The following is a 25,261-nucleotide window of genomic DNA, read 5'->3' as shown; positions in this document are numbered from 1 at the left end:
TATTAGTTTAAATCGTACCGCATACCTTCTCAACCAATTCAACGGGAAACTTCATATCTTGCATAATTTGTTCAATCATATTGCGTTTACGATTGGTATTGGTATTGGTAATTACCCAATAAGACGTATCGGGTATCAGGCGAGGTTTTGTCTGCTTACCGCTGGCCAATAAGGTCTGTTTATCGTTAGCAAAATAAATACGCGTCCTTCCATGGGTTGATTCGGTTGCTGCCACAAAAGCTTGTTTATTTAAATTGTATAGAGTGGATAAAATAAGCATAAAGCGATCAATCGCTTTGCTTTTAGTTGCATAACTGTTGGAAAGCAATAAATCATGCATCACACTTGCTGCATCATGGGGGAAAACTGCTTTATCTTTTTTCACTCCTGCCGTTATATTACTTACGGTGACCGAGAGTGGAATATGCGACTGACTAATGCCAAACCCTAATAGACGTCGTAATATAACCGATGCATTTTCACCTATATGCTGGGTATGACTAGCGATATAGCGGTAAAGTTCTTCGTCAACTTCAATCGTTTTCATGTTATTTCAATCTGTTTTAATTAAAATTACCTGCCAATTATAAAATATAAATTTAAAAAACAAAACAATGAATATTTCAATTACTTAAGCTTAGTCTTTTAATAAAAAAGTTTTCGTCTTGATTCTCAATGAGTATAGAAACTGCTTAATAACTTTACCTTACGATGAATAAAAATATCTTTATTGAGATCGGACATTAGTCACATTATTCATATAAATAATAAAATATTATCGTGGTACTTACCCTTTCACTCACCAACATTAACTTAAATTTTGATACCCATCGAGTTGATAATTGTTGGTTTCTCACTATATCCATGTCATTATAATAATTATTAATTAATAAAAGCTAATATGACTATGTTGCTAAATAACTGTCTAAATTATCGTATCCATCAACCGGAAAATCCTATCTCTTCTGCTGCGATTGTACTCATCCATGGCCTGTTTGGTGATCGACAAAATTTAGGCGTATTGGCACGCAATTTACAAGATTATTTCACCGTTATTCAACTCGATATTCGTAATCATGGCAACTCGCCATGGGCGGAAACGATGCTGTATTCTGAAATAGCAACAGACGTTTTAGAGCTACTAACGCATTTAAAGCAAACAAGTGTTATCGCTATCGGACACTCAATGGGTGGAAAAATAGCAATGGCGATGACCGCAATAGCGCTACAATTAATAGAAAAAATTGTGGTTATTGATATTGCGCCAGTCACTTATCAAATTAATCGGCATGAAAATATATTTTCTGCTTTAGAAGCAGTAATACAAGCAGACGTAACTTCACGGCAAGATGCGGCTATTATTATGCGTAATATGATCAGTGAAGAAAGTGAAATTCAATTTTTATTAAAATCATTTGATAAAGGTAAATGGAAATTTAATTTACCTGTCTTAAAAAAAGAATATCGCCAATTGATGAGTTGGAAAACAATTCCGGCCTGGCCGCATCCTGCCCTTTTTATTCGTGGTAGCCTTTCCGATTATATTAGCGAAGCTTATCGCAAAGATATTATTGCTCAATTTCCACAAGCTCATGGACAGATTATTATGGGATGTGGTCACTGGGTGCATGCTGAAAATCCAGTAGCTGTCATCCGAGCTATTCATCGTTTTCTCGCTATTCCAGCTGATAAACAATAAATCATCTACAATATATTATTCCTTTGATCCTTTTCATATTCATAAACTAATTTGCAACAAATAATAATTTTAATTCAGCCTAAAAATATAACTAGTCTTAAAAATAATAAAACTCTGTTTTTATTCTTTTTATAAAAAAATAAGCCGATAGAATAAACTTTCCAACTAATAATAATAAAGCCTTTTATTAATATTAAATATATTTAAATTGCTTTATATTTTAATTTGTGATTATTTAATATGGATGAAAATGACCAAAAAACCTTTGAATTAATTTCTATTATCATAAGATTGAATAATAAAATAAATTTAAATGAATACAATAAAGAAATAACTCAGCATGACAATTATGTTGATTGTATAAAAAAATCCAACAAAAATATCAAATTACCGTAAAGAAAAAACGCTGCCAAAAAAAAGAGCTATCGCGTCTGATTCTACTCGCTATTATTTATGATAACGCTAATATCCCATATATATCAACGAGCTATAATGATGAGCAAGTTTTAATACAACCTGCTGGTTAAACCACCAGAAATTTGGCAGAAACAAGCTTTTCTTCAACATTGGAATGGAAATTGGCTCAAAATAAATCAAAAACAATCCCTCTTTGATATTCGTTGGTTTATACCTGAATCCTTAAAGCATAAACAGGCATTCATTGAAATCTTGTTTTTCTCATTTTTGAAAATAATATATTAATTTAATTATACTTTATTAATAAATAATTTAATTAACATTAAATCATTTAAAATTATTTTTATACACACAGATATGTACAAATTATTTTTTCACCCCCCCCCCCCCCCCCCCCCCGTGTGCTATCTTTGGCAAAATACCAAGAACAAAACCGCAATCTCACACAAAGCCACTTACACTAACACCCAACCAACAACTAATAGTTAACAACTCCATCCAACGCTGCTAATATGATGCCCCTTGGGTGCTGAGGAATCCTCAGAAAACGAGACAGGCATAGCGTTATGTGATCTACTGATTTGTGCCAACAATTCCATGAGATCACCGCTATGCCTGTTCGTAAAGTATGTCAGAATTTCTTCAGGGATGCCTCAGCACCTTTTCATCAATACCGACAAAATGCCCTGCTGGATGCCACTGTGGCGTTAATCAATGGAGCATCACTGACGCTGACCAGCCTCGGTCGTTTTTTGCAGGGGAGAGCACTGTAGTGGTCAACTAAAATTGACCACCCTACCTGACTGTTCACGGAACAGTCGCTCTGATTCGTTTGGCGTTAATCCACCGTTATACCAGTGAGGTCTTATATCGCTATAGTAGTGGGTTATGTAGCGAATAATGGCTGACTGAGCAGTACTAAAGCTTTGGTAGCCAGTCGTTGGCACCCATTCGGTCTTCAGACTACGGAAGAATCGTTCCATCGGACTATTATCCCAACAATTCCCTCTGCGACTGATACTTTGGGTCATACAACCGAGGCGCTTGATACCCGCGATGGCGTGTTCAACCGTAATACGGATGCCCGAGATTATTTTATTTTCTTGTTTTTGTTCAGGCGATAAAGGTCTTTTTCGAGTTCTTTTTTTGGGATTTGTGTATTAGGATGCTGTTTATCTATACCTTGAAAACCGGTATCGGCCCAGATGGTTACCTCAGGGGGAATATGGCGAATTATATCGACTTTATCGAGTAAGCGTTTATCGTGACGGCGCCCATTTTTGATCATGGGGATAAATCCAATTTTCCTCGTTTCGTCAGTCATAATAAGCCCTTTTCGAGTGGTCTGTCTTTTCTTTCCCGAATACATTTTTTTTCGCCGACGCAGATTCTTAGGCTTTTGGACAGGTCGCTCTGTCCCATCAATAAAGACGTCTTTAACTCCAGGAAAGGCGCGAAAAAATTCCTCAGCAGAGCGAATTTGACGAGCGGGCAAAACACATTCTCGCCCCAAGGTCATCTCTAAAACCGGCAATAATATTTTTACCCAGCGACATACCCGTGTTCTATCTAAACCAAAAAGAAGTCCTTGCAAATCATAGGTCGGATAACATTTTAAATACAATAAAATAAAAAGCAGTTTATCTAATGGGGTTGGGATAAATCCTTTCTGCCCTGCACCCATCTACCGCTCGTGATCTTTTCGATTCTTTTTCCGATAAATCAAATAACAAGCTGAAAATTCAGCGGCTAAATTTTTCAATTCTTCGACTGATAATCCAATGATTGCTTTACATAAACGATTATCTCGTAACAACCGCTCTTTGTTGATCATTTCAAACCGTTATTTTCTAAGTTAAACCTCTTTTTATTCTCTATAGCGTGACAAAAAATGCAAGTCTCTATTCAGCAACTATTTTAATGACTTCCCTGATCACTATGGAACATCACCTGTTTGGGATGCCCACGTAGTTCCCAAGCCATTTGTAGTGCTTTGGCGGTTAATTCTGAGTCTGGTGCAAATGACATTGCCCAGCCCACCGGTTTTCGGGCAAACAAATCCAATACCACAGCCAGATAGGCCCATCGTGAGCCTGTCCAAATATAGGTTACATCGCCGCACCAAACCTGGTCAGGCTTTGTAACAGCGAACTGCCTATTGAGCAGATTTGGAATATCAATACGTTCATTTCCACCGCGGTTGTATTTATGTTTTCGCTCTTGGCAACTGACGATGATTAATTCTTTCATCAACTTACCCGCTAACCACCGCCCAAGTTTCACGTTGTGTGTATTGGTAACCATCGTGGCGATAGTCCTTGCGCCAGCAGAGCCGCCACTAACGTTCCACGCTTCGCTGACTAGGCTACGTTTTATCGTCCGCTCAATATCTGGCTCCTTAGGCCGACACCAATAGCGATAACTGCTTCGGTGAACATTAAAAATACGACACAAAGTTTTCACCGGATAAAGCACTCTTAGCTTTTCAACTACCGAAAATTTTTCAGTGAGTCGGACATTAAGAGCGCAGTAGCCTTTTTTAAGATGTCATTCTCCATTTCCAGCCGGTGGATTTTTTTCTTCATTTCTCTGAACTCAATTTGTTCAGGTGTTAATGGCAGACCAGGCGATGTTTTCCCTTGACGTTCTAAACGAAGGGCTCTTACCCACCGGCTAATCGCTGAAAGACTGACGTTCATGCCTTTCGCGGCTTCCTGGTAGGTGTAATTTTGGTCAAGGACTAATTTGGCGGTTTCACATTTAAATTCAGCAGTAATTATTTTACTCATTTCGGCACCTATAAAAATTATGAGGTAAGCATATCACCTCAACTTAAGTGGCCAAATTTAGTATGCCACTACAGTGTGATAACTTACGGATCCGCCGGCATAAAGTCTTTGATGGGATAGCTGAACGAGGAAAAACCTCAACAGGTTGGTTCTTTGGTTTCAAACTTCATGTAATTATCAATCATTTGGGGGAAATACTCAGTTTTCGACTTACACCAAGAAACACAGATGATCGGAAACCGTTACCTGAGCTGATAAAAGATCTTTCTGGTTGTTTGTATGCGGATAAAGGGTATTTATCGGCTTCACTGAAACAGTAACTGAAAACAATGGGAATTAACCTTATAACGAATATCAAGAAGAAAATGAAGCTATTGAACAGACTTGTTTCGACAAAGTCATCTTGCGTCATCGTTCTGTCATTGAAACAGTATTTGATGAGTTAAAAAATCTTTGTCAGATAGCGCATACGTGGCACCGCTCTCCTGCTAACTTTGTAGTGAATTTATTAGCAGGGGGCGGGTTGCATATTGTTTAATTCCATCTAAACCAAAGATACCTGTGGCAGGAACATCTCTTCAAGCATAATTGATAATGCTTATCCCGAACTCAGGTTAGACTTAGCATCTTAATCTAAGCCTGAAGCTTTAACATGAACAATTACGATATTTATATAAAAGTGAGATAAAATTTTTTAGCCCAAATACTTATGCTACTATTATCAATGTTTATAAATACAAAACAGATAGAGCTAAAATAAAAACTTTTAAACAAATCAAATCTCAAAATAGAGACAGATCAATGCCGTTATATAAAAAAGCTCAGCAAGCAAAACACCAATTTATTAAAAATTTACTGCACGATGTTCCATTTAAGACTTATCAAACAATAAAAATTTTATCAGTACTAAAGAAAAAGAAATCTTAAATATGTTGCAAACTCAAAATTCCTCCACAAAGAAAATATGTTATTTATGTGGAGCTCACCTCTACTTTTGTTGCTAAAAAATCGCTACCCTAACCAATCTTAACTTACTGACCTTAACGTAATAAAACAGTTTCCTACTCTTTTAAAAACAAATATATGTTCAAAATCAATCATATGGAACTTGCTTTTCATAAAAAACATAACTTTTAGTTGTTAAGCATATCAATATAATTCTAAGTAGTTATAAAGCCAATATCGTTGAAAACATCAATTAATGCGATGACAAAACTTTTTACTTAAAGCAATTAACGTCCATGAAGCGGGTAACCATAATTGCAATCTTAGTCCGCCTAATGGGCTATCAGAAGCTTTTACCCACCCTTTATGGTGAAAAACCGCTGTTTCGACAATAGCTAGCCCTAAACCTGTGCCGCCTGATTGCCTATCTCGCGCTTCATCAGTTCGATAGAAGGGACGAAAGATTTTTTCCCGATCTTCCTTTGATACTCCTGGGCCATCATCATCTACCGTGATTAAAATACCTTGATTTTCTTCTTTAAATGCAACTTCAATACGATTATGGGAATAACGTAAGGCATTACGAACAATATTTTCTAACGCGCTACCCAATGCAGGAGGGTTACAATAAATTGTCCAAGTACCAGGAGAAGCCGTTACATTAAGTGTTTTATTCATCTGTTCAGCTTCAAACGTGGCATTGTCCAAAATATCATTCCAAAGATCGGTAACTTTAATATTTTGTCTCAATATTTCATTCTTATGTTGGCTATGAGACAGTACCAACAAATCATTAATCATACCATCAAGGCGCAATGTTTCAGTTTCAATCCGTTCTAATTCTTTGCTCTCCCCATGTCCATGTCGGCGGCGTAATAATGCTGTCGCTAATTGAAGACGTGTTAACGGAGTGCGTAACTCATGGGAAATATCAGAAATCATCCGTTGTTGCGCACTAACCATTCCTTCTAGCGCACTAATCATCTGATTAAAGCTGTTTCCTACCGCCAAAAACTCCTGCGGGCCAGATTCCAATTCAGGGTGTTGACGTAAATTACCATTAGCAACATCATCTGCTGCCATTTTCAATTTTCTGGCAGGTTTTGCTAAACTCCATGCTAACCATAATAACAAGGGGGCACTAATTAGCATTGTTGCAACTAACAACAAAAAAGGCCTATCAAAAAGCAAGCTAATAAAATCAGATTGTGGACTACTGGCTGGACGAACTAAATAAAGTTGATAATGATCTTCCCCATCACGAATAGAAAATGGCCCTAACATTTCGACCTGACCATATTTTTTCTTTTTCGGCTGATCTGCATTATCTGATTGCCCAATAAAATTACGAATTACCTGCATTTCATTGGGCATAGCGCCAATAACCCGTCCTTCACTGGTTACCATGATAAGATGCTGATCTGGCGGAGCCCACTTTTGAATGGCGTTAGAAAGCCGGCGCCACCACATAAGATCATTAATTGGGTCGCCAGCTAATTCAGCTTCTATGTGCTGTTCTAACATAAGACCTTGACGATACTCGCTTTCCAACAGCGGCGTAATTTGCCTTGAATCAAGCTTAGGAACCATCAATACCAACATCAATACTAAAGCCAGCGTAAACCAAAAAATGGCAAATATCCTGGCTGTCAAACTATTTATCATGTTGCTGAAACCATCAAATACCCTCGTCCACGTAAGGTTTTAAACCAAGGCAATCCATCTGTCCGCTCAGGTAATTTACGCCGCAAATTTGAGATATGCATGTCAATAGCACGATCGAACGGGGTTAAACGTTTCCCTAAAACCTCTTGGCTAAGATGTTCACGAGAAACAACCTGACCAAGATGTTTTGCTAATAAATAAAGTAAAGTGAATTCTGTTCCAGTAAGATCGAGAATCTTGCCATTAAAACTCGCTTCTTGTCGTCCTGGGTTTAACTGTAAACCATCTACCTGACAAATTGACGAATTAAGATTATCCTGACTTTGCTCACTCCAATTTGAACGTCTCAGTAAGGCTCGTATACGTGCAACTAATTCACGATCATTAAATGGTTTAGGTAAATAATCATCTGCACCTAATTCCAAACCAAGAACACGATCTAAATCACTGCCACGAGCGGTTAACATAATCACCGGAATTTGATATTTTCTACGTATCTCTTTTAATGTATCAATACCATTTTTCTTGGGCATCATGATATCAAGTAACAATAGATCAATTGTTGAATCGAGAAGCGTTAATGCTTGCTCGCCATCATAGGCAATGAGCACATTAAAGCCCTCCATTTCAAGTAATTCTTTTAACAGCGAAGTCAGTTCGCGGTCATCATCAACAAGTAAGATTTTATGCATTAGTCATATCCTCCAAGAGCAAAATACGACAAGAATCGCCGCGATGCCATGATTTTACGTTCTTTTACACGCTCTGACGCTAGTTTTCAACCACACAGATATAGTTAGTATAATATTAACACTTTTATTCAAAGAGGGCGGGAGTAAATTATTAATGCGTCACTGGGCAATGATAACTTTTACATCATCGCTATTTGTTGTTGGCTCAACAGCGGCTTTAGCCGAAGCAGCAGATGTTAGTATAGCAACATCACAATCTGCCGAAAAAATACAGGCTATAAAATATGATAGCCATATTTCTAAGCGTAACATAACAAGAGATAGACTATGCAATCCCTATGATATATTTATCCCCTTAATGAAAGGTATTACATTAAGCGAAAGACAACGCCAGCAAATGCGTGACTTGATGGCTTCACAACGACAACAAAGCTTTAAAAATAGAATTTCGCGACAAGAACGTGAAATTTTACATAATTTGATGACAGCAGATATTTTTGATGATGTTGCTTTTCGCGTAACAGCAGAAAAACTGGCACGAGACATTGTTGAACAACAAGTTGAAATAGCTCGCATATATAACCAATTTTACAAATTATTAACGCACGAGCAAAAAATGATACTGGAGAAACAACATCAAAAACAGCTATCGCGAGCAAGATATTAAATATTTCGTAACAAGCCTAGTAATAAGTAGCAAGTAATCATTGAAGTTTTTCCTTGCCATAGACACCATCCCTGTCTTTGTTGCCCTATTTCATAGAGGGCTTTTTATTTGGTTTTAATAAAAAATCATTATAAATCATACATATAATACATAGCGTTAAGGGACTATAAGCACCATAAAATGTCTCAAGTGAGGACATTCTGTGGACATTTTTAGTCGCTTATAAATTGTAGTAGCTCAAACTTGATCTGACAGTTATCGGTTATTTATACAGTACCTGTCAGGTTAAATTTGATTTAAATCTTTCTCTCTCCAAAGTTGTTTTCCATCGTGTAAAGTTGCCATAGGAGTTCGACCGCAACACATTTTTCCTTGATGAGTGCGTTGGTTATTATATTCCGCTAACCATTTATCTAAATCAGCTTGTAATTCATCTAAAGCCCTATAGATTTTCTTACGAAAAGCCACCTGATAGAACTCTTGTAATACAGTTTTATGAAAGCGTTCACAAATCCCATTGGTTTGAGGTGAACGAGCTTTAGTTTTTGTATGATCAATATCATTGATAGCAAGATAAAGTTGATAATCGTGATGTTCAACTTTACCACAATACTCACTGCCTCTGTTCGTCAGTATACGTAACACCGGTAACCCATGCTGGGAATAAAAAGGGAGAACCTTGTCATTTAATAAATCTGCCGCCGTTATCGCGCTTTTTGTTGTGTAAAGCTTACAATGAACGACTTTACTGTAAGTATCAATGTAAGTTTGTTGATAAACACGACCAACGCCTTTTAAATGACCGACATAAAAAGTATCTTGTGAACCCAGATAACCTGGATGCGCTGTTTCAATCTCACCACAGGCTTCATCATCTTGCGCTTTCTTTTCTAGAGCACTGATTTGTGATTCTGACAGGATCATTCCTTCTGTTGCGATTTTATCTTCAAGCGCTTTTAGGCGTTTTGTAAAATTTTCGAGATTATGGCGCAGCCAAATAGAGCGAACGCCACTCCCAGAAACAAAAATGCTTTTTTTTCTTAGTTCATTACTACTGCGGTGTTGACCGTGTGCAGGGTATTCAATCGCATACTCAACTACAGCGCTTTCAATCTGTTCATCTACTCTATTTTTTACGTTAGGCACCCGTCGATTTTGATTAATTAAAGCGTCTATCCCACCATCGTTAACAAGTTCCTGGTAGCGATAAAACGTATCTCGGGATACCCCCATAATCTTACAGGCTTTTGAGACGTTATTAAGCTCTTCAGCGAGGTTAAGTAACCCGACTTTATGTTTGATGATAGGATTATTTGTTTGATACATAGAATTACCTTTTATTTGATTATCTAATGATGTTAATTAAAACCGGTAACGCTCTTTTTTAAATCAGAATTCTCAGATTAAGTTAAGACTAATATAATTTAGGTTTAGCTTCGTATTCAGCGCGTTTTCTATCCCAGAATGCCATTTGCTTTGCCAGGCGACGAGATTTAGCATTGTCTTTATTTAGGTTTAAAGATAATGGTTGCCATTTTGTTCCTCCTAAATAAGTTTTAGTGGTGTGTGATATATATCTACGGATTATTTACAGTCATGTTTTCCCTGGTGTTTCTATCGATAATTTGACTGTGTTATGCATATTTCACACACCCAAACTCACTTGGTGGGGTTGCCCTAACGCTTATTCAGAGCCGTGATTCCAATATGTTAAAGAGCGACTTAGGTACTGATGACTACACTTGCCGTCATGTTCATACGCCTCAGGCTGGCTACTTAGCAACGTTTGGCAAAGTTTCAGATAACTCGCAGTATTGTCTAGTGTTTGCCTTTGATGAATGAAATAATACGGCCGGTATTTATTTAAGTCAATACCGTATGTAATGTTATTTTCGGTATTTTTATGATTCAGTTAAATGAAGAATTTTAGATATGGAATTTGTAATTTATTTACAAAAGATTAGAGGCGTTACCTTATTGCAATCGAGGTGACATTTTTCTCTTTTTTTGTTTTTCATTTATTTCTTTAACTAGCTGATATATTTCATTTGTTCTATTTCTGATTTCTTGCAAGAATCTATTCTGTTCTTTTTCAGGCAAGCTTTCGAACATATCTATAAGTTCCTGTTGACGTTTAGTTAATTGATTATTTGAATTATCTTTTTTTACAGCAACAGAAAGCTGATTATCATTTTCAATTAACAATTTTGCAATTTCTTCTATTTCAAATGATATTGAAGGACTTATCTCACTTGGTTTCACTTTTAATATTTTTGCAAACGCTACTACTGTTTTTGTGTTTAAGGGATTTATTCCATTCAAATAATGGCTAACAGCAGCCTGACCAATTCCTAATTGATCCGCAATATCATCTTGAGTGATGCGTAACTCATTTTTTTTGAGCACATAAAGAGATTTCAATCTTTCAGCATCATCTAATTGTTCTTTTGTTAGTGGTTTCTTTTTATTCATAGTTATTATTTTATTACTGATCGTCATATAGTAAAAATACAATCGGTATTGACTCAGATAAATACCGGATGTAATAATATAAAATCTTCCTCATACAAGGAGAATGAGAAAAATGAATCAAGTTTCGCTAAGAGAGTATGTACGCCTATACGGTCAAGAAGTGACTGCCAGACTGTAGTGGTCAACTAAAATTGGCCACCCTACCTGACTGTTCACGGAACAGTCGCTCTGATTCGTTTGGCGTTAATCCACCGTTATACCAGTGAGGTCTTATATCGCTATAGTAGTGGGTTATGTAGCGAATAATGGCTGACTGAGCAGTACTAAAGCTTTGGTAGCCAGTCGTTGGCACCCATTCGGTCTTCAGACTACGGAAGAATCGTTCCATCGGACTATTATCCCAACAATTCCCTCTGCGACTGATACTTTGGGTCATCTGATAACGCCACAATGCCTGCCTATACTGACGACTGGTATAATGACTTCCCTGATCACTATGGAACATCACCTGTTTGGGATGCCCACGTAGTTCCCAAGCTATTTGTAGTGCTTTAAAATAGTTGCTGAATAGAGACTTGCATTTTTTGTCACGCTATAGACAATAAAAAGAGGTTTAACTTAGAAAATAACGGTTTGAAATGATCAACAAAGAGCGGTTGTTACGAGATAATCGTTTATGTAAAGCAATCATTGGATTATCAGTCGAAGAATTGAAAAATTTAGCCGCTGAATTTTCAGCTTGTTATTTGATTTATCGGAAAAAGAATCGAAAAGATCACGAGCGGCAGATGGGTGCAGGGCAGAAAGGATTTATCCCAACCCCATTAGATAAACTGCTTTTTATTTTATTGTATTTAAAATGTTATCCGACCTATGATTTGCAAGGACTTCTTTTTGGTTTAGATAGAACACGGGTATGTCGCTGGGTAAAAATATTATTGCCGGTTTTAGAGATGACCTTGGGGCGAGAATGTGTTTTGCCCGCTCGTCAAATTCGCTCTGCTGAGGAATTTTTTCGCGCCTTTCCTGGAGTTAAAGACGTCTTTATTGATGGGACAGAGCGACCTGTCCAAAAGCCTAAGAATCTGCGTCGGCGAAAAAAAATGTATTCGGGAAAGAAAAGACAGACCACTCGAAAAGGGCTTATTATGACTGACGAAACGAGGAAAATTGGATTTATCCCCATGATCAAAAATGGGCGCCGTCACGATAAACGCTTACTCGATAAAGTCGATATAATTCGCCATATTCCCCCTGAGGTAACCATCTGGGCCGATACCGGTTTTCAAGGTATAGATAAACAGCATCCTAATACACAAATCCCAAAAAAAGGAACTCGAAAAAGACCTTTATCGCCTGAACAAAAACAAGAAAATAAAATAATCTCGGGCATCCGTATTACGGTTGAACACGCCATCGCGGGTATCAAGCGCCTCGGTTGTATGACCCAAATTTTACGGAATCGTAGACCCTTTATTGATGATACCTTTTTACTCCTTAGTGCCGGTCTTTGGAATTTCCATCTCAGAACAGCCTAAAATTTACTTCAATCACCGAAATACCCTTATTTCACTATTAAGCAACACGCTTTTTGGCGGTTAATTCTGAGTCTGGTGCAAATGACATTGCCCAGCCCACCGGTTTTCGGGCAAACAAATCCAATACCACAGCCAGATAGGCCCATCGTGAGCCTGTCCAAATATAGGTTATAGCTAGGCGACTTAATTTTGATTACAGCATATGTATTAAAAACAGGTCATCGATAGTGCATCCTGTTTCCATCTTTTTACGTTTAGCTTGAGACCATTTATGTTCTATAGGATTTAAATCTGGTGAATACACAGGCAAATATTCTATCTGGTGTCCTGCGTTTATAATTGCCTGTTCAATATTCTTACCTTTGTGAAAGCTAGCGTTGTCCATAAAAATAACAGAATTTTCAGGAAGTTCTGGGAGCAATATTTTTGTGATCCAAACATAAAAAACATCACGGTTAATATTGCAATCAAATAATCCGATAGCAAAAAGGGTTGTTCCCAATAAAGCGCCAATAACATTTGTTCTTCCCTTAGCACCCCAGTTTTTCAGGCCAAAACAACGGTGACCTTTTGGGGAATAGCCGTGAGTTCGTGGAGTGTCATGTGAAAAACCACTTTCATCAATAAAAACAACAGATTTATCTTTTTTTTTCATACTGTTGTCTTTTTTGCTGATGTGCCAGCCTGTCGCTTTCGTTGGTTTTTGGATGGAATAGAGTTTTTTTTATAGGTTAATCCCAGCTTTTTAAGGGATTGCCAAATAGTCTTTTTACAAACACCGAATCGCTCTGCCCGTTCCTTTTGGTAAGCATCTGGATACTGTTCCACATCTTTTGCTAAAGCATTTTTATCGAGCTTCCTCTTACGTGGCGTTGAATTTTTTGGCTCTGGTCGTTTAAGCCAACGTACTAAAGACGCTTTTCCAATACGGAATTGTTTCGCAGTTTCTCGAATTGTTAAACCTTCGGCTTTCCTTACAGATATTACTTTACGTCGAAAATCAATTGTATAACTCATAACACACCTTGTAATCAAAATTAAGTCGCCTAGCTATACATCGCCGCACCAAACCTGGTCAGGCTTTGTAACAGCGAACTGCCTATTGAGCAGATTTGGAATATCAATACGTTCATTTCCACCGCGGTTGTATTTATGTTTTCGCTCTTGGCAACTGACGATGATTAATTCTTTCATCAACTTACCCGCTAACCACCGCCCAAGTTTCACGTTGTGTGTATTGGTAACCATCGTGGCGATAGTCCTTGCGCCAGCAGAGCCGCCACTAACGTTCCACGCTTCGCTGACTAGGCTACGTTTTATCGTCCGCTCAATATCTGGCTCCTTAGGCCGACACCAATAGCGATAACTGCTTCGGTGAACATTAAAAATACGACACAAAGTTTTCACCGGATAAAGCACTCTTAGCTTTTCAACTACCGAAAATTTTTCAGTGAGTCGGACATTAAGAGCGCAGTAGCCTTTTTTAAGATGTCATTCTCCATTTCCAGCCGGTGGATTTTTTTCTTCATTTCTCTGAACTCAATTTGTTCAGGTGTTAATGGCAGACCAGGCGATGTTTTCCCTTGACGTTCTAAACGAAGGGCTCTTACCCACCGGCTAATCGCTGAAAGACTGACTTTCATGCCTTTCGCGGCTTCCTGGTAGGTGTAATTTTGGTCAAGGACTAATTTGGCGGTTTCACATTTAAATTCAGCAGTAATTATTTTACTCATTTTGGCACCTATAAAAATTATGAGGTAAGCATATCACCTCAACTTAGGTGGCCAAATTTAGTATGCCACTACATATCCTGTCAGAATCACAAATCAGTGCTCTAGAAAAGAAAGCGCAAGATGATGAAGCCTGTGGTGAGATTGAAACAGCGCATCCAGGTTATCTGGGTTCACAAGATACTTTTTATGTCGGTCATTTAAAAGGCGTTGGTCGTGTTTATCAACAAACTTACATTGATACTTACAGTAAAGTCGTTCATTGTAAGCTTTACACAACAAAAAGCGCGATAACGGCGGCAGATTTATTAAATAACAAGGTTCTCCCTTTTTATTCCCAGCATGGGTTACCGGTGTTACGTATACTGACGGACAGAGGCAGTGAGTATTGTGGTAAAGTTGAACATCACGATTATCAACTTTATCTCGCTATCAATGATATTGATCATACAAAAACTAAAGCTCGTTCACCTCAAACTAATGGGATTTGTGAACGCTTTCATAAAACTGTATTACAAGAGTTCTATCAGGTGGCTTTTCGTAAGAAAATCTATAGGGCTTTAAATGAATTACAAGCTGATTTAGATAAATGGTTAGCGGAATATAATAACCAACGCACTCATCAAGGAAAAATGTGTTGCGGTCGAACTCCTATGGCAACTTTACACGATGGAAAACAACTTTGGAGAGAGAAAGATTTAAATCAAATTTAACCTGACAGTTACTGTATAAATAACCGGCAGCTGTCAGATCAAGTCTGAACTACCATATATAAGCTTCTTTAAATTGCGCTGCTTTCTTTCCGGTGAATCCCATGACTAAAAATACGAAGCCGTCTTTGGTCATTTCGTAAGCTTTGGAATCACGCTTATTGAAACCAGCTTGAATCTTTACAACGACGGCCGAAAAGTTGGCCGTCATAAATTCTCTAGAACAATCAAGGGATTCTATTTTTGCCAGAACATGTTTATGCAGTTTGCCAAAGTAATCAGCAACGTCTTGAGACGTGGTAATAGCTTTACCGTTATGAACAGTAACTTTAGGGGTGATAGTAGAAAGTTGAAGTGTCATGATGACCTCCGATGGTTGCTTAATTTACTCACCACCAAAGAGGTGCAAAACTCATCTTGGCGGTGAACTGAACAGGGTTTGCACTACCGAAGCAACCGTCGGCCAGCTTTTCAGCTGCCCCATCCAGCTCACCATTGAATTGTGGCTAGATTACGACATTAAAAAACACGCCCGCAGCGTGCATATGTCGCGGTTGCTAACACGGGGTGCAAATTCCGACATCTGATTTTGCAGATGCAAATAAACTATAGCGCATGATTTCTTTTTTCGTCAATGGGTATTTTGTGGGTGATTTTTTAGTCATTGTGAGTAAAAATATTCTTACTGGATATTCTTTTTGTGAATGGCTAGTTTTGTAACTCATTGAATTATATGGCTGGGGTACCAGGATTCGAACCTAGGAATGCCGGAATCAGAATCCGGTGCCTTACCGCTTGGCGATACCCCAATCGGGGATAATTGATATAATAATTAAAATCTATAATATGGCTGGGGTACCAGGATTCGAACCTGGGAATGCCAGGATCAAAACCTGGTGCCTTACCGCTTGGCGATACCCCAACGAGAACATAAATAATTTTTATAAGAAATGGTGCGGGAGGCGAGACTTGAACTCGCACACCTTGCGGCGCCAGAACCTAAATCTGGTGCGTCTACCAATTTCGCCACTCCCGCAAATTATGGTGGCTACGACGGGAATCGAACCTGTGACCCCAGCATTATGAGTGCTGTGCTCTAACCAGCTGAGCTACGTAGCCATCTTTTTGCATAACCTTTATCGGCGTTGCGGGGCGCAATTATGCGTATATCGACCCGAGTCGTCAACTGATTTTTTTACGATTTCTGCAGAAAAGTATCTGTTTGTTTGGGTTGTAATCATTTTGACGATAAAATCGACAAAAAATAACGATGTTGTCGCCAAATAATAATAGCTTGATATGTTAAATATAAAAACTAATTAAGTTAAGATATTTTTGCTCATGGAAGTGAAGCGATGCTTTTTATTTCAATGGTGGTGATAATTTCCATTAACAACCAAAAGCATCTTAATTGGTATATTGCGGTAAAATGTTGATGGCCATTGAGCAACTTGTCAGTGAGCAAAAGTAAACAAATCAGCACGTAATATTGTATATCTATGCAGCTACTTTGCAGCGATTAATAATTGCTGTTGTCTATTAAAATAAAAGATAAATGTGAGTGGCACCATAAATTCTTTATATTCGCGCTAGTAAAAGCATAGATAAATGTATTACAACACTATTGCTATTCAAGCAAATGTTGTAAAAGTTCGCCATTTAACATAGCACGTTTAGTTTTAGTTAAGGCGAAAGCGCCAATAGCTGAATTATGTATCAGTTGTGAAGTAACAATCGGTAAATCACTGCGGAAATCTTTTAGCGCTTGGGTTTTGATACAGTTTTGCACGGTGGATAGGAGAACTTTTTCGGCTGCTGTAATTTCCCCTGCAATGACGACTTTTTGCGGATTAAATAGGTTAATAATGGCAATTGCTTTACCAAGATGATGGCCTACGTGTTTAATCACTTCAATTGCTAACGGATCGTTTTTATTTGCCGCCTGGCAAATTGCTTTAATAGAGCGGTTATTTGATTTTAATTGGCTCGGATAATTTTGGTCAAGTTGTTGCCTAATTCTAACCTGAGTTCGGGATAAGAAATAAAGTGAAAGTCTTGCTATTCAAATAGTTGAATGCGCATATTTCGTTAAAATACTCTAACAATCTGGTTAAAGAGTAGAGCATTGTTAAACAATGATGGAAAATCTTACTGAACTTTATTGCCTGATGGATGATTTTTGTAAAGACTTCGAGCCAAAAGGGAAAGTGCACGGGTCTGTCGGTTGCCGATTCTACTCCGATGGCTATGTGTGATAACTTACGGATCCGCCGGCATAAAGTTTTCGATGGGATAGCTGAACGAGGAAAAACCTCAAAAGGATGGTTCTTTGGTTTCAAACTTCATATAATTATCAATCATTTGGGGGAAATACTCAGTTTTCGACTTACACAGGGAAACACAGATGATCGGAAACCATTACCTGAGCTGATAAAAGATCTTTTTGGTTGTTTGTATGCGGCGGATAAAGGGTATTTATCGGCTTCACTGAAACAGCAACTGAAAACAATGGGAATTAACCTTATAACAAATATCAAGCACGAGTTTCGCAAGCTCCGAAAAAGAAGTATAAAGTTCAAAACAAGAAAAAATTAGGATGTTTATATTTTGTCAGTTTATCTGTATTAGTCTTAACTTAATCTGACGATTCTGATTTAAAAAAGAGCGTTACCGGTTTTAATTAACATCATTAGATAATTAAATAAAAGGTAATTCTATGTATCAAACAAATAATCCTATCATCAAACATAAAGTCGGGTTACTTAACCTCGCTGAAGAGCTTAATAACGTCTCAAAAGCCTGTAAGATTATGGGGGTATCCCGAGATACGTTTTATCGCTACCAGGAACTTGTTAACGATGGTGGGATAGACGCTTTAATTAATCAAAATCGACGGGTGCCTAACGTAAAAAATAGAATAGATGAACAGATTGAAAGCGCTGTAGTTGAGTATGCCATTGAATACCCTGCACACGGTCAACACCGCAGTAGTAATGGACTAAGAAAAAAAGGTATTTTTGTTTCGGGGAGTGGCGTTCGCTCTATTTGGCTGCGCCATAATCTCGAAAATTTTACAAAACGCCTAAAAGCGCTTGAAGATAAAATCGCAACAGAAGGAATTATCCTGTCAGAATCACAAATCAGTGCTCTAGAAAAGAAAGCGCAAGATGATGAAGCCTGTGGTGAGATTGAAACAGCGCATCCAGGTTATCTGGGTTCACAAGATACTTTTTATGTCTGTAGTGGTCAACTAAAATTGGCCACCCTACCTGACTATTCACGGAACAGTCGCTCTGATTCGTTTGGCGTTAATCCACCGTTATACCAGTGAGGTCTTATATCGCTATAGTAGTGGGTTATGTAGCGAATAATGGCTGACTGAGCAGTACTAAAGCTTTGGTAGCCAGTCGTTGGCACCCATTCGGTCTTCAGACTACGGAAGAATCGTTCCATCGGACTATTATCCCAACAATTCCCTCTGCGACTGATACTTTGGGTCATCTGATAACGCCACAATGCCTGCCTATACTGACGACTGGTATAATGACTTCCCTGATCACTATGGAACATCACCTGTTTGGGATGCCCACGTAGTTCCCAAGCCATTTGTAGTGCTTTGGCGGTTAATTCTGAGTCTGGTTGCAAATGACATTGCCCAGCCCACCGGTTTTCGGGCAAACAAATCCAATATCACAGCCAGATAGGCCCATCGTGAGCCTGTCCAAATATAGGTTACATCGCCGCACCAAACCTGGTCAGGCTTTGTAACAGCGAACTGCCTATTGAGCAGATTTGGAATATCAATACGTTCATTTCCACCGCGGTTGTATTTATGTTTTCGCTCTTGGCAACTGACGATGATTAATTCTTTCATCAACTTACCCGCTAACCACCGCCCAAGTTTCACGTTGTGTGTATTGGTAACCATCGTGGCGATAGTCCTTGCGCCAGCAGAGCCGCCACTAACGTTCCACGCTTCGCTAACTAGGCTACGTTTTATCGTCCGCTCAATATCTGGCTCCTTAGGCCGACACCAATAGCGATAACTGCTTCGGTGAACATTAAAAATACGACACAAAGTTTTCACCGGATAAAGCACTCTTAGCTTTTCAACTACCGAAAATTTTTCAGTGAGTCGGACATTAAGAGCGCAGTAGCCTTTTTTAAGATGTCATTCTCCATTTCCAGCCGGTGGATTTTTTTCTTCATTTCTCTGAACTCAATTTGTTCAGGTGTTAATGGCAGACCAGGCGATGTTTTCCCCTTGACGTTCTAAACGAAGGGCTCTTACCCACCGGCTAATCGCTGAAAGACTGACGTTCATGCCTTTCGCGGCTTCCTGGTAGGTGTAATTTTGGTCAAGGACTAATTTGGCGGTTTCACATTTAAATTCAGCAGTAATTATTTTACTCATTTCGGCACCTATAAAAATTATGAGGTAAGCATATCACCTCAACTTAGGTGGCCAAATTTAGTATGCCACTACAGTCGGTCATTTAAAAGGCGTTGGTCGTGTTTATCAACAAACTTACATTGATACTTACAGTAAAGTCGTTCATTGTAAGCTTTACACAACAAAAAGCGCGATAACGGCGGCAGATTTATTAAATGACAAGGTTCTCCCTTTTTATTCCCAGCATGGGTTACCGGTGTTACGTATAGCTAGGCGACTTAATTTTGATTACGGCATATGTATTAAAAACAGGTCATCGATAGTGCATCCTGTTTCCATCTTTTTACGTTTAGCTTGAGACCATTTATGTTCTATAGGATTTAAATCTGGTGAATACACAGGCAAATATTCTATCTGGTGTCCTGCGTTTATAATTGCCTGTTCAATATTCTTACCTTTGTGAAAGCTAGCGTTGTCCATAAAAATAACAGAATTTTCAGGAAGTTCTGGGAGCAATATTTTTGTGATCCAAACATAAAAAACATCACGATTAATATTGCAATCAAATAATCCGATAGCAAAAAGGGTTGTTCCCAATAAAGCGCCAATAACATTTGTTCTTCCCTTAGCACCCCAGTTTTTCAGGCCAAAACAACGGTGACCTTTTGGGGAATAGCCGTGAGTTCGTGGAGTGTCATGTGAAAAACCACTTTCATCAATAAAAACAACAGATTTATCTTTTTTTTCATACTGTTGTCTTTTTTGCTGATGTGCCAGCCTGTCGCTTTCGTTGGTTTTTGGATGGAATAGAGTTTTTTTTATAGGTTAATCCCAGCTTTTTAAGGGATTGCCAAATAGTCTTTTTACAAACACCGAATCGCTCTGCCCGTTCCTTTTGGTAAGCATCTGGATACTGTTCCACATCTTTTGCTAAAGCATTTTTATCGAGCTTCCTCTTACGTGGCGTTGAATTTTTTGGCTCTGGTCGTTTAAGCCAACGTACTAAAGACGCTTTTCCAATACGGAATTGTTTCGCAGTTTCTCGAATTGTTAAACCTTCGGCTTTCCTTACAGATATTACTTTACGTCGAAAATCAATTGTATAACTCATAACACACCTTGTGATCAAAATTAAGTCGCCTAGCTATATACTGACGAACAGAGGCAGTGAGTATTGTGGTAAAGTTGAACATCACGATTATCAACTTTATCTTGCTATCAATGATATTGATCATACAAAAACTAAAGCTCGTTCACCTCAAACCAATGGGATTTGTGAACGCTTTCATAAAACTGTATTACAAGAGTTCTATCAGGTGGCTTTTCGTAAGAAAATCTATAGGGCTTTAGATGAATTACAAGCTGATTTAGATAAATGGTTAGCGGAATATAATAACCAACGCACTCATCAAGGAAAAATGTGTTGCGGTCGAACTCCTATGGCAACTTTACACGATGGAAAACAACTTTGGAGAGAGAAAGATTTAAATCAAATTTAACCTGACAGGTACTGTATAAATAACCGGTAACTGTCAGATCAAGTCTGAGCTACTACACATTATTTGTCTGCCGGTCTAACTGTTATTAGTATTGCCCATCGCCTTAATACCATACGTCATGCTGATAAAATTTGTGTGATTAGTGAAGGTCAAATGACTGAATTCGATAGCCATGATAATCTACTCAAGTTAAATGGGTTTTATGCTCAACTCTGGCATCAACAAATAGGAACAATGACAAAAATTAACGCTTAAAAATAACGCCAGTCGCCAGTAAGATCACTTTTTATACGTTTTACTGGCTATTTCTAACTTCAGTTACTCACTAATAGGTTGCTTTATCAATTGAGTATATTTTATCTGCTAGTAGCGATAGTTATCATGCTAAGGTATGATTGTTTTAAGTAACTAGCAAATTTCCATCAACATTTAAATTTATGGCAAAAGAGCAGACTGATCGCACAACCCTGGATTTATTCGCCGATGAACCTAGACCAGGGCGTCCAAAAACCAATCCTTTATCTCGACATGAACAATTAAAAATTAATAAACGTAATCAATTAAAACGTGATAAAAGCAAAGGTTTACGCCGTGTCGAATTAAAAATCAATGAGCGTGCTGTTGCGGCATTAAATATGCTAGCTCAAGAACAAAAAATAAGCCGTAGTGAATTAATAGAACAAATATTACTGACACAATTAGCAAAGAAAAACTGATGAATTGCAATTTTACTGGTTTATTTTGCCTAAAACACACAAAATTGACAGAATTATGCAGTTATTTTCGTCAAAATAACGGTTATTTAATTATTTATTAATCAATCGTTATTATCTTTGCTATTACTACTGTTAATAACGATAACAAAATAACTCAAATTAAGAGGTTTATTTACTTTATGGCAATCATAGGTATCTTCTTCGGCAGTGATACTGGCAATACAGAAAATATTGCCAAAATGATCCAAGAAACCCTTGGCGGCACTGATATTGCTGAAATTCATGATATTGCTAAAAGCAGTAAAGAGGATATTGAAGCATTTGATATTTTACTATTCGGTATTCCTACCTGGTATTATGGTGAAGCACAGTGTGATTGGGATGACTTTTTTCCGACATTAGAAAAAATTGATTTTACCAATAAGCTAGTAGCTATTTTTGGTTGTGGCGATCAAGAAGATTATGCGGAATATTTCTGTGATGCCATGGGTACTGTGAAAGAGATTATTGAACCTAACGGTGCTATCATTGTTGGCCATTGGCCAACAGAAGGTTACCGCTTCGAAGCATCAAAAGGGCTCGCTGATGACTCTAACTTTATTGGCCTTGCCATTGATGAAGACAGGCAACCGGAACTAACCGCTGAGCGAGTGGAAAGCTGGGTAAAACAAATATCCGAAGAGCTAAATTTAAAAGCTATCATCGATTGATAGATGTCAATATTTTTTGTATATGATAATTCCTGCAAATTGTGTAATGATATTATGACATATATGATTGTAAAATTAGTTTGAAATAAACAGTATACTACTGTTAACGATTTTTTGATATTATTGAATTCACTGCTAATGCAACAAGGTAGGATCCGCATGACCGATAACAATAAAGCATTGAAGAATGCAGGGCTTAAAGTAACACTTTCACGTTTAAAAATTTTAGAGGTATTACAAGAGCTTGAATGCCATCATGTCAGTGCGGAAGATCTCTATAAAAAACTCATTGATATGGGGGAAGAGATTGGCCTCGCAACGGTTTATCGTGTTCTAAATCAATTTGATGAAGCGGGTATTGTTACTCGCCATAATTTTGAAGGCGGTAAATCGGTTTTTGAGTTGACACAACAACATCACCATGATCATTTAATTTGCTTAGATTGTGGTAAAGTCATTGAATTTAGCGATGAATCCATTGAGACACGACAAAAAAATATTGCGGAACGTCATGGCATAAAACTCTCTAATCACAGTCTCTATCTATATGGACATTGCTCCAAAAAAGATCATTGTGATGAAAACGATTTGGGCCACCCTGCCCGCAATAGTAAAGGAGAAAAATAACCCAGCCTATTACTATTTTTGTTATTAAGTCAGTTAAAAATAAAAGGAGAATTGCAATCCAATTTCTCCTTTTATTTTCAAGTTTGTAGCGCATAAATAAGACTATGCTTGACATAATTTGAATGTGCCGCTAAAAAGTTGTCTTTTTTGCTAGCTGCTTGGGGAATAATATTAATTTTACCGATATGATCAACCACAAAAAACTTATCCATCTTCGGAATAACATCACCTTCGACATAATGATGATTGATATTATACATAGCCTTCTCTAAATCTAAACTACCATGTTGCTTTAACAAATCGCGCTGTAAAGCTCGGCTCAAATTGAGCACTGCTAAAACATTCCGACAAAATAACATTTTCTTGCTAGATAACCTGAGTTCGGGATAAGCATTATCAATTATGCTTGAAGATATGTTCCTGCCACAGGTATCTTTGGTTTAGATGGAATTAAACAATATGCAACCCGCCCGGCTAATAAATTCACTACAAAGTTAGCAGGAGAGCGGTGCCGCGTATGCTCTATCTGAAAAAGATTTTTAACTCATCAAATACCGTTTCAATGACAGAACGATGACGCAAGATGGCTTTGTCGAAACAAGTCTGTTCAACAGGCTTCATTTTCTTCTTGATATTCGTTATAAGATTAATTCCCATTGTTTTCAGTTGCTGTTTCAGTGAAGCCGATAAATACCCTTTATCCGCATACAAACAACCAGAAAGATCTTTTATCAGCTCAGGTAATGGTTTCCGATCATCTGTGTTTCCTGGTGTAAGTCGAAAACTGAGTATTTCCCCCAAGTGATTGATAATTACATGAAGTTTGAAACCAAAGAACCAACCTGTTGAGGTTTTTCCTCGTTCAGCTATCCCATCGAAGACTTTATGCCGGCGGATCCGTAAGTTATCACACACAGCTATCGGAGTAGAATCGGCAACCGACAGACCCGTTCACTTTCTCTTAATTGACTCAAACAGTGCCGTTAAAGCTAAGGCACTGCGCGGAAGTAACTCTACGCAGCGTGAATATGATGGCAAGTTAGGAAATTCCTTCCTGAGAAATAAACGGACATAATAGAAATAAAATACCTCGAATTGTCTGAATCGGAGTTGATGAAACAAAACAACCAGTGTCATCATTTCAGCCAATGAAAGCTGAGTAGACCGTCTACGACGCTTACTACCGTTATTCAGCAAAATTTCATGCATTTTTGGCTCGAAGTCTTTACAAAAATCATCCATCAGGCAATAAAGTTCAGTAAGATTTTCCATCATTGTTTAACAATGCTCTACGCTTTAACCAGATTGTTAGAGTATTTTAACGAAATATGCGCATTCAACTATTTGAATAGCAAGACTTTCACTTTATTTCTTATCCCGAACTCAGGTTAGATACTTTCAGTGCTGCATAAGCAGCTAAACCACCACCTAATGAATGACCACTGGTTGTACCACTAAGTGCCAATCGAATTTCCCGCTCAACCTTATTGCGAAAAATATAAGCCACCAATCCAGTATAACTATCTTCTAATAGACCATCTTGTGGATAAAGTTTTATATTAGTCATTTTGGACATAAACCTTGCCAATTCACGATCAATTCCCCACTGGGTTGCTTCTAAAATTGTGAAGTCACGATTGTAAACAAAATCAGCCAATAGAGCATTATGATAACGTTGCTCACTGCTTGATCTATTGGAAAACTTAATTTTTGATAAGTATGCAAATCCTTTAATGGTCTTTTTTGTACCGATATAACGGCATCACTGTTATAAATACTTTTTAATGGACAGGTGAAATTGACCTTAGGTGATATCGTTTGCAGTTCTGCTTGTAAAACCGCTTTTTCTATTGGGAGAGATGAATTAATAAACTTAAGCATGATATAACATCCTTGTTAGTAACCAATCGATTTTTTTGATAAGGATATTGACTACATATTTTTTTGACTTGCTCTAAACGAATAAAAATTTATAACAGAAAGCCATTTTTC

At 37.8% G+C, this 25,261-nt stretch carries 22 protein-coding genes, 4 tRNA genes and 16 pseudogenes; 16 read left to right on the top strand and 26 right to left on the bottom strand.

Annotated features, from left to right (window positions below):
* Positions 1-7: 7 nt before the first annotated feature.
* Positions 8-547, bottom strand: coding sequence for a replication initiation negative regulator SeqA (gene seqA, locus AYJ55_RS06630; RefSeq protein WP_063654982.1), 540 nt, complete (start codon positions 545-547; stop codon positions 8-10).
* Between the two features lie 360 nt (positions 548-907).
* On the opposite strand from seqA, the gene AYJ55_RS06625 reads away from it, so the two are divergent.
* The 3 genes and pseudogenes from AYJ55_RS06625 to AYJ55_RS25215 form a co-directional block, all read left to right on the top strand.
* Positions 908-1,699: an alpha/beta fold hydrolase gene (locus AYJ55_RS06625; protein ID WP_063654980.1), complete on the top strand. Its 792-nt coding sequence runs from the start codon at positions 908-910 to the stop codon at positions 1,697-1,699.
* A gap of 356 nt (positions 1,700-2,055) precedes the next feature.
* The gene (locus tag AYJ55_RS30560) at positions 2,056-2,226 is read left to right on the top strand and encodes a hypothetical protein (RefSeq protein WP_187153188.1); all 171 of its coding nucleotides are present in this window, start codon (positions 2,056-2,058) and stop codon (positions 2,224-2,226) included.
* A 501-nt stretch (positions 2,227-2,727) separates the two neighbouring features.
* Positions 2,728-2,883, top strand: a pseudogene (locus AYJ55_RS25215) (IS4 family transposase); the annotation flags it as partial.
* Between the two features lie 9 nt (positions 2,884-2,892).
* On the opposite strand, the pseudogene AYJ55_RS25210 reads toward AYJ55_RS25215, so the two are convergent.
* From AYJ55_RS25210 to AYJ55_RS32750, 4 genes and pseudogenes are all read right to left on the bottom strand, one after another.
* Positions 2,893-3,141, bottom strand: a pseudogene (locus tag AYJ55_RS25210) (integrase core domain-containing protein); the annotation flags it as partial.
* Positions 3,142-3,206: 65 nt separating this feature from the next.
* Complete coding sequence (locus AYJ55_RS06620) at positions 3,207-3,800, bottom strand: transposase family protein (RefSeq protein WP_063654978.1); 594 nt, start codon at positions 3,798-3,800, stop codon at positions 3,207-3,209.
* Complete coding sequence (locus tag AYJ55_RS30550; protein ID WP_187153187.1) at positions 3,801-3,950, bottom strand: hypothetical protein; 150 nt, start codon at positions 3,948-3,950, stop codon at positions 3,801-3,803. It abuts the gene before it with no gap.
* An 86-nt stretch (positions 3,951-4,036) separates the two neighbouring features.
* Positions 4,037-4,905 (bottom strand): annotated as a pseudogene (locus tag AYJ55_RS32750) (IS3 family transposase); the annotation flags it as partial.
* 74 nt (positions 4,906-4,979) lie between these two features.
* Here AYJ55_RS32750 and AYJ55_RS32745 point away from each other — a divergent pair.
* Positions 4,980-5,493, top strand: a pseudogene (locus tag AYJ55_RS32745) (IS982 family transposase); the annotation flags it as partial.
* 213 nt (positions 5,494-5,706) lie between these two features.
* Positions 5,707-5,832: a hypothetical protein gene (locus AYJ55_RS34450; RefSeq protein WP_281181095.1), complete on the top strand. Its 126-nt coding sequence runs from the start codon at positions 5,707-5,709 to the stop codon at positions 5,830-5,832.
* 267 nt (positions 5,833-6,099) lie between these two features.
* On the opposite strand, the gene cpxA is transcribed toward AYJ55_RS34450, so the two are convergent.
* A complete protein-coding gene (gene cpxA / locus AYJ55_RS06600) occupies positions 6,100-7,515 on the bottom strand; it encodes an envelope stress sensor histidine kinase CpxA (protein ID WP_063654972.1) in 1,416 nt (471 codons plus the stop codon).
* Positions 7,512-8,207 (bottom strand): envelope stress response regulator transcription factor CpxR, encoded by a 696-nt coding sequence (gene cpxR, locus AYJ55_RS06595; protein ID WP_063654970.1) that lies wholly within the window; start codon positions 8,205-8,207, stop codon positions 7,512-7,514. Before cpxR ends, cpxA begins: the two co-directional genes overlap by 4 nt.
* Positions 8,208-8,361: 154 nt before the next feature.
* Between cpxR and AYJ55_RS06590 the strand changes: the two genes are divergently transcribed.
* Positions 8,362-8,874 carry a Spy/CpxP family protein refolding chaperone gene (locus AYJ55_RS06590; RefSeq protein ID WP_063654968.1) on the top strand — a complete coding sequence of 171 codons (513 nt, stop codon included), beginning with the start codon at positions 8,362-8,364 and terminating at the stop codon, positions 8,872-8,874.
* 285 nt (positions 8,875-9,159) lie between these two features.
* On the opposite strand, the gene AYJ55_RS06585 is transcribed toward AYJ55_RS06590, so the two are convergent.
* The 3 genes and pseudogenes from AYJ55_RS06585 to AYJ55_RS06575 all read right to left on the bottom strand — a co-directional run.
* Positions 9,160-10,200: an IS481 family transposase gene (locus tag AYJ55_RS06585; protein ID WP_063654966.1), complete on the bottom strand. Its 1,041-nt coding sequence runs from the start codon at positions 10,198-10,200 to the stop codon at positions 9,160-9,162.
* 648 nt (positions 10,201-10,848) lie between these two features.
* Positions 10,849-11,346 (bottom strand): helix-turn-helix domain-containing protein, encoded by a 498-nt coding sequence (locus AYJ55_RS06580; protein WP_063654964.1) that lies wholly within the window; start codon positions 11,344-11,346, stop codon positions 10,849-10,851.
* 181 nt (positions 11,347-11,527) lie between these two features.
* A pseudogene (locus AYJ55_RS06575) lies at positions 11,528-11,899 on the bottom strand (integrase core domain-containing protein); the annotation flags it as partial.
* A gap of 85 nt (positions 11,900-11,984) precedes the next feature.
* Between AYJ55_RS06575 and AYJ55_RS06570 the strand changes: the two are divergent.
* Positions 11,985-12,884 carry a transposase family protein gene (locus tag AYJ55_RS06570; RefSeq protein ID WP_063653812.1) on the top strand — a complete coding sequence of 300 codons (900 nt, stop codon included), beginning with the start codon at positions 11,985-11,987 and terminating at the stop codon, positions 12,882-12,884.
* A gap of 52 nt (positions 12,885-12,936) precedes the next feature.
* Here AYJ55_RS06570 and AYJ55_RS28260 read toward each other — a convergent pair.
* From AYJ55_RS28260 to AYJ55_RS32740, 4 genes and pseudogenes are all read right to left on the bottom strand, one after another.
* Positions 12,937-13,056: pseudogene (locus AYJ55_RS28260) on the bottom strand (IS3 family transposase); the annotation flags it as partial.
* 21 nt (positions 13,057-13,077) lie between these two features.
* Positions 13,078-13,539, bottom strand: coding sequence for an IS630 family transposase (locus tag AYJ55_RS06565; RefSeq protein ID WP_063654041.1), 462 nt, complete (start codon positions 13,537-13,539; stop codon positions 13,078-13,080).
* Complete coding sequence (locus AYJ55_RS06560; RefSeq protein ID WP_063653415.1) at positions 13,536-13,901, bottom strand: IS630 transposase-related protein; 366 nt, start codon at positions 13,899-13,901, stop codon at positions 13,536-13,538. Before AYJ55_RS06560 ends, AYJ55_RS06565 begins: the two co-directional genes overlap by 4 nt.
* Before the next feature lie 36 nt (positions 13,902-13,937).
* Positions 13,938-14,617 (bottom strand): annotated as a pseudogene (locus tag AYJ55_RS32740) (transposase); the annotation flags it as partial.
* A gap of 77 nt (positions 14,618-14,694) precedes the next feature.
* On the opposite strand from AYJ55_RS32740, the pseudogene AYJ55_RS06545 reads away from it, so the two are divergent.
* A pseudogene (locus AYJ55_RS06545) lies at positions 14,695-15,327 on the top strand (integrase core domain-containing protein); the annotation flags it as partial.
* A 49-nt stretch (positions 15,328-15,376) separates the two neighbouring features.
* Here the strand turns inward: AYJ55_RS06545 and AYJ55_RS06540 are convergent.
* From AYJ55_RS06540 to AYJ55_RS06510, 6 genes and pseudogenes are all read right to left on the bottom strand, one after another.
* Positions 15,377-15,685, bottom strand: coding sequence for a Rha family transcriptional regulator (locus AYJ55_RS06540; RefSeq protein WP_162505363.1), 309 nt, complete (start codon positions 15,683-15,685; stop codon positions 15,377-15,379).
* A 373-nt stretch (positions 15,686-16,058) separates the two neighbouring features.
* A tRNA-Gln gene (locus AYJ55_RS06530) sits at positions 16,059-16,133 on the bottom strand.
* A 38-nt stretch (positions 16,134-16,171) separates the two neighbouring features.
* A tRNA-Gln gene (locus tag AYJ55_RS06525) sits at positions 16,172-16,246 on the bottom strand.
* A 29-nt stretch (positions 16,247-16,275) separates the two neighbouring features.
* Positions 16,276-16,360 (bottom strand) — tRNA-Leu (locus tag AYJ55_RS06520).
* 6 nt (positions 16,361-16,366) lie between these two features.
* Positions 16,367-16,443 (bottom strand) — tRNA-Met (locus AYJ55_RS06515).
* Positions 16,444-16,951: 508 nt separating this feature from the next.
* Positions 16,952-17,344, bottom strand: a pseudogene (locus AYJ55_RS06510) (ROK family protein); the annotation flags it as partial.
* Positions 17,345-17,517: 173 nt separating this feature from the next.
* On the opposite strand from AYJ55_RS06510, the pseudogene AYJ55_RS06505 reads away from it, so the two are divergent.
* Together AYJ55_RS06505 and AYJ55_RS06500 are read left to right on the top strand one after the other, a co-directional pair.
* Positions 17,518-17,886: pseudogene (locus AYJ55_RS06505) on the top strand (IS982 family transposase); the annotation flags it as partial.
* A gap of 154 nt (positions 17,887-18,040) precedes the next feature.
* A pseudogene (locus AYJ55_RS06500) lies at positions 18,041-18,580 on the top strand (helix-turn-helix domain-containing protein); the annotation flags it as partial.
* Positions 18,581-18,597: 17 nt separating this feature from the next.
* Here AYJ55_RS06500 and AYJ55_RS06495 read toward each other — a convergent pair.
* Positions 18,598-19,738, bottom strand: a pseudogene (locus AYJ55_RS06495) (IS3 family transposase).
* A gap of 73 nt (positions 19,739-19,811) precedes the next feature.
* Between AYJ55_RS06495 and AYJ55_RS25200 the strand changes: the two are divergent.
* Positions 19,812-20,009 (top strand): annotated as a pseudogene (locus AYJ55_RS25200) (IS481 family transposase); the annotation flags it as partial.
* Here AYJ55_RS25200 and AYJ55_RS06485 read toward each other — a convergent pair.
* On the bottom strand, positions 20,006-20,494 hold the full coding sequence (locus AYJ55_RS06485) for an IS630 family transposase (protein ID WP_222703444.1): 489 nt from the start codon (positions 20,492-20,494) through the stop codon (positions 20,006-20,008). The pseudogene AYJ55_RS25200 and the gene AYJ55_RS06485 overlap by 4 nt on opposite strands.
* A complete protein-coding gene (locus tag AYJ55_RS06480) occupies positions 20,463-20,828 on the bottom strand; it encodes an IS630 transposase-related protein (RefSeq protein WP_063653415.1) in 366 nt (121 codons plus the stop codon). Before AYJ55_RS06480 ends, AYJ55_RS06485 begins: the two co-directional genes overlap by 32 nt.
* A 37-nt stretch (positions 20,829-20,865) precedes the next feature.
* Between AYJ55_RS06480 and AYJ55_RS06475 the strand changes: the two are divergent.
* The 5 genes and pseudogenes from AYJ55_RS06475 to fur form a co-directional block, all read left to right on the top strand.
* A pseudogene (locus AYJ55_RS06475) lies at positions 20,866-21,216 on the top strand (integrase core domain-containing protein); the annotation flags it as partial.
* Positions 21,217-21,285: 69 nt separating this feature from the next.
* Positions 21,286-21,471 (top strand): annotated as a pseudogene (locus AYJ55_RS06470) (hypothetical protein); the annotation flags it as partial.
* A 182-nt stretch (positions 21,472-21,653) separates the two neighbouring features.
* On the top strand, positions 21,654-21,932 hold the full coding sequence (gene ybfE / locus AYJ55_RS06465; protein WP_063654948.1) for a LexA regulated protein: 279 nt from the start codon (positions 21,654-21,656) through the stop codon (positions 21,930-21,932).
* A 179-nt stretch (positions 21,933-22,111) separates the two neighbouring features.
* Positions 22,112-22,642, top strand: coding sequence for a flavodoxin FldA (gene fldA / locus AYJ55_RS06460; protein ID WP_063654947.1), 531 nt, complete (start codon positions 22,112-22,114; stop codon positions 22,640-22,642).
* Between the two features lie 159 nt (positions 22,643-22,801).
* Positions 22,802-23,269, top strand: coding sequence for a ferric iron uptake transcriptional regulator (gene fur / locus AYJ55_RS06455; protein WP_063654946.1), 468 nt, complete (start codon positions 22,802-22,804; stop codon positions 23,267-23,269).
* A gap of 77 nt (positions 23,270-23,346) precedes the next feature.
* Here fur and AYJ55_RS06450 read toward each other — a convergent pair whose 3' ends face one another.
* The 3 genes and pseudogenes from AYJ55_RS06450 to AYJ55_RS06440 all read right to left on the bottom strand — a co-directional run bounded on the left by AYJ55_RS06450 (position 23,347) and on the right by AYJ55_RS06440 (position 24,926).
* Positions 23,347-23,592: a hypothetical protein gene (locus AYJ55_RS06450; protein ID WP_162505361.1), complete on the bottom strand. Its 246-nt coding sequence runs from the start codon at positions 23,590-23,592 to the stop codon at positions 23,347-23,349.
* Positions 23,593-23,669: 77 nt separating this feature from the next.
* A pseudogene (locus tag AYJ55_RS06445) lies at positions 23,670-24,541 on the bottom strand (IS982 family transposase).
* A gap of 100 nt (positions 24,542-24,641) precedes the next feature.
* A complete protein-coding gene (locus AYJ55_RS06440; RefSeq protein WP_162505360.1) occupies positions 24,642-24,926 on the bottom strand; it encodes a hypothetical protein in 285 nt (94 codons plus the stop codon).
* Positions 24,927-25,261 lie beyond the last annotated feature (335 nt).

Origin of the sequence: Candidatus Arsenophonus triatominarum (genome assembly GCF_001640365.1) — a bacterium.
GTDB lineage: Bacteria > Pseudomonadota > Gammaproteobacteria > Enterobacterales > Enterobacteriaceae > Arsenophonus > Arsenophonus triatominarum.
This window is presented reverse-complemented; position numbering and strand designations above follow the sequence as displayed.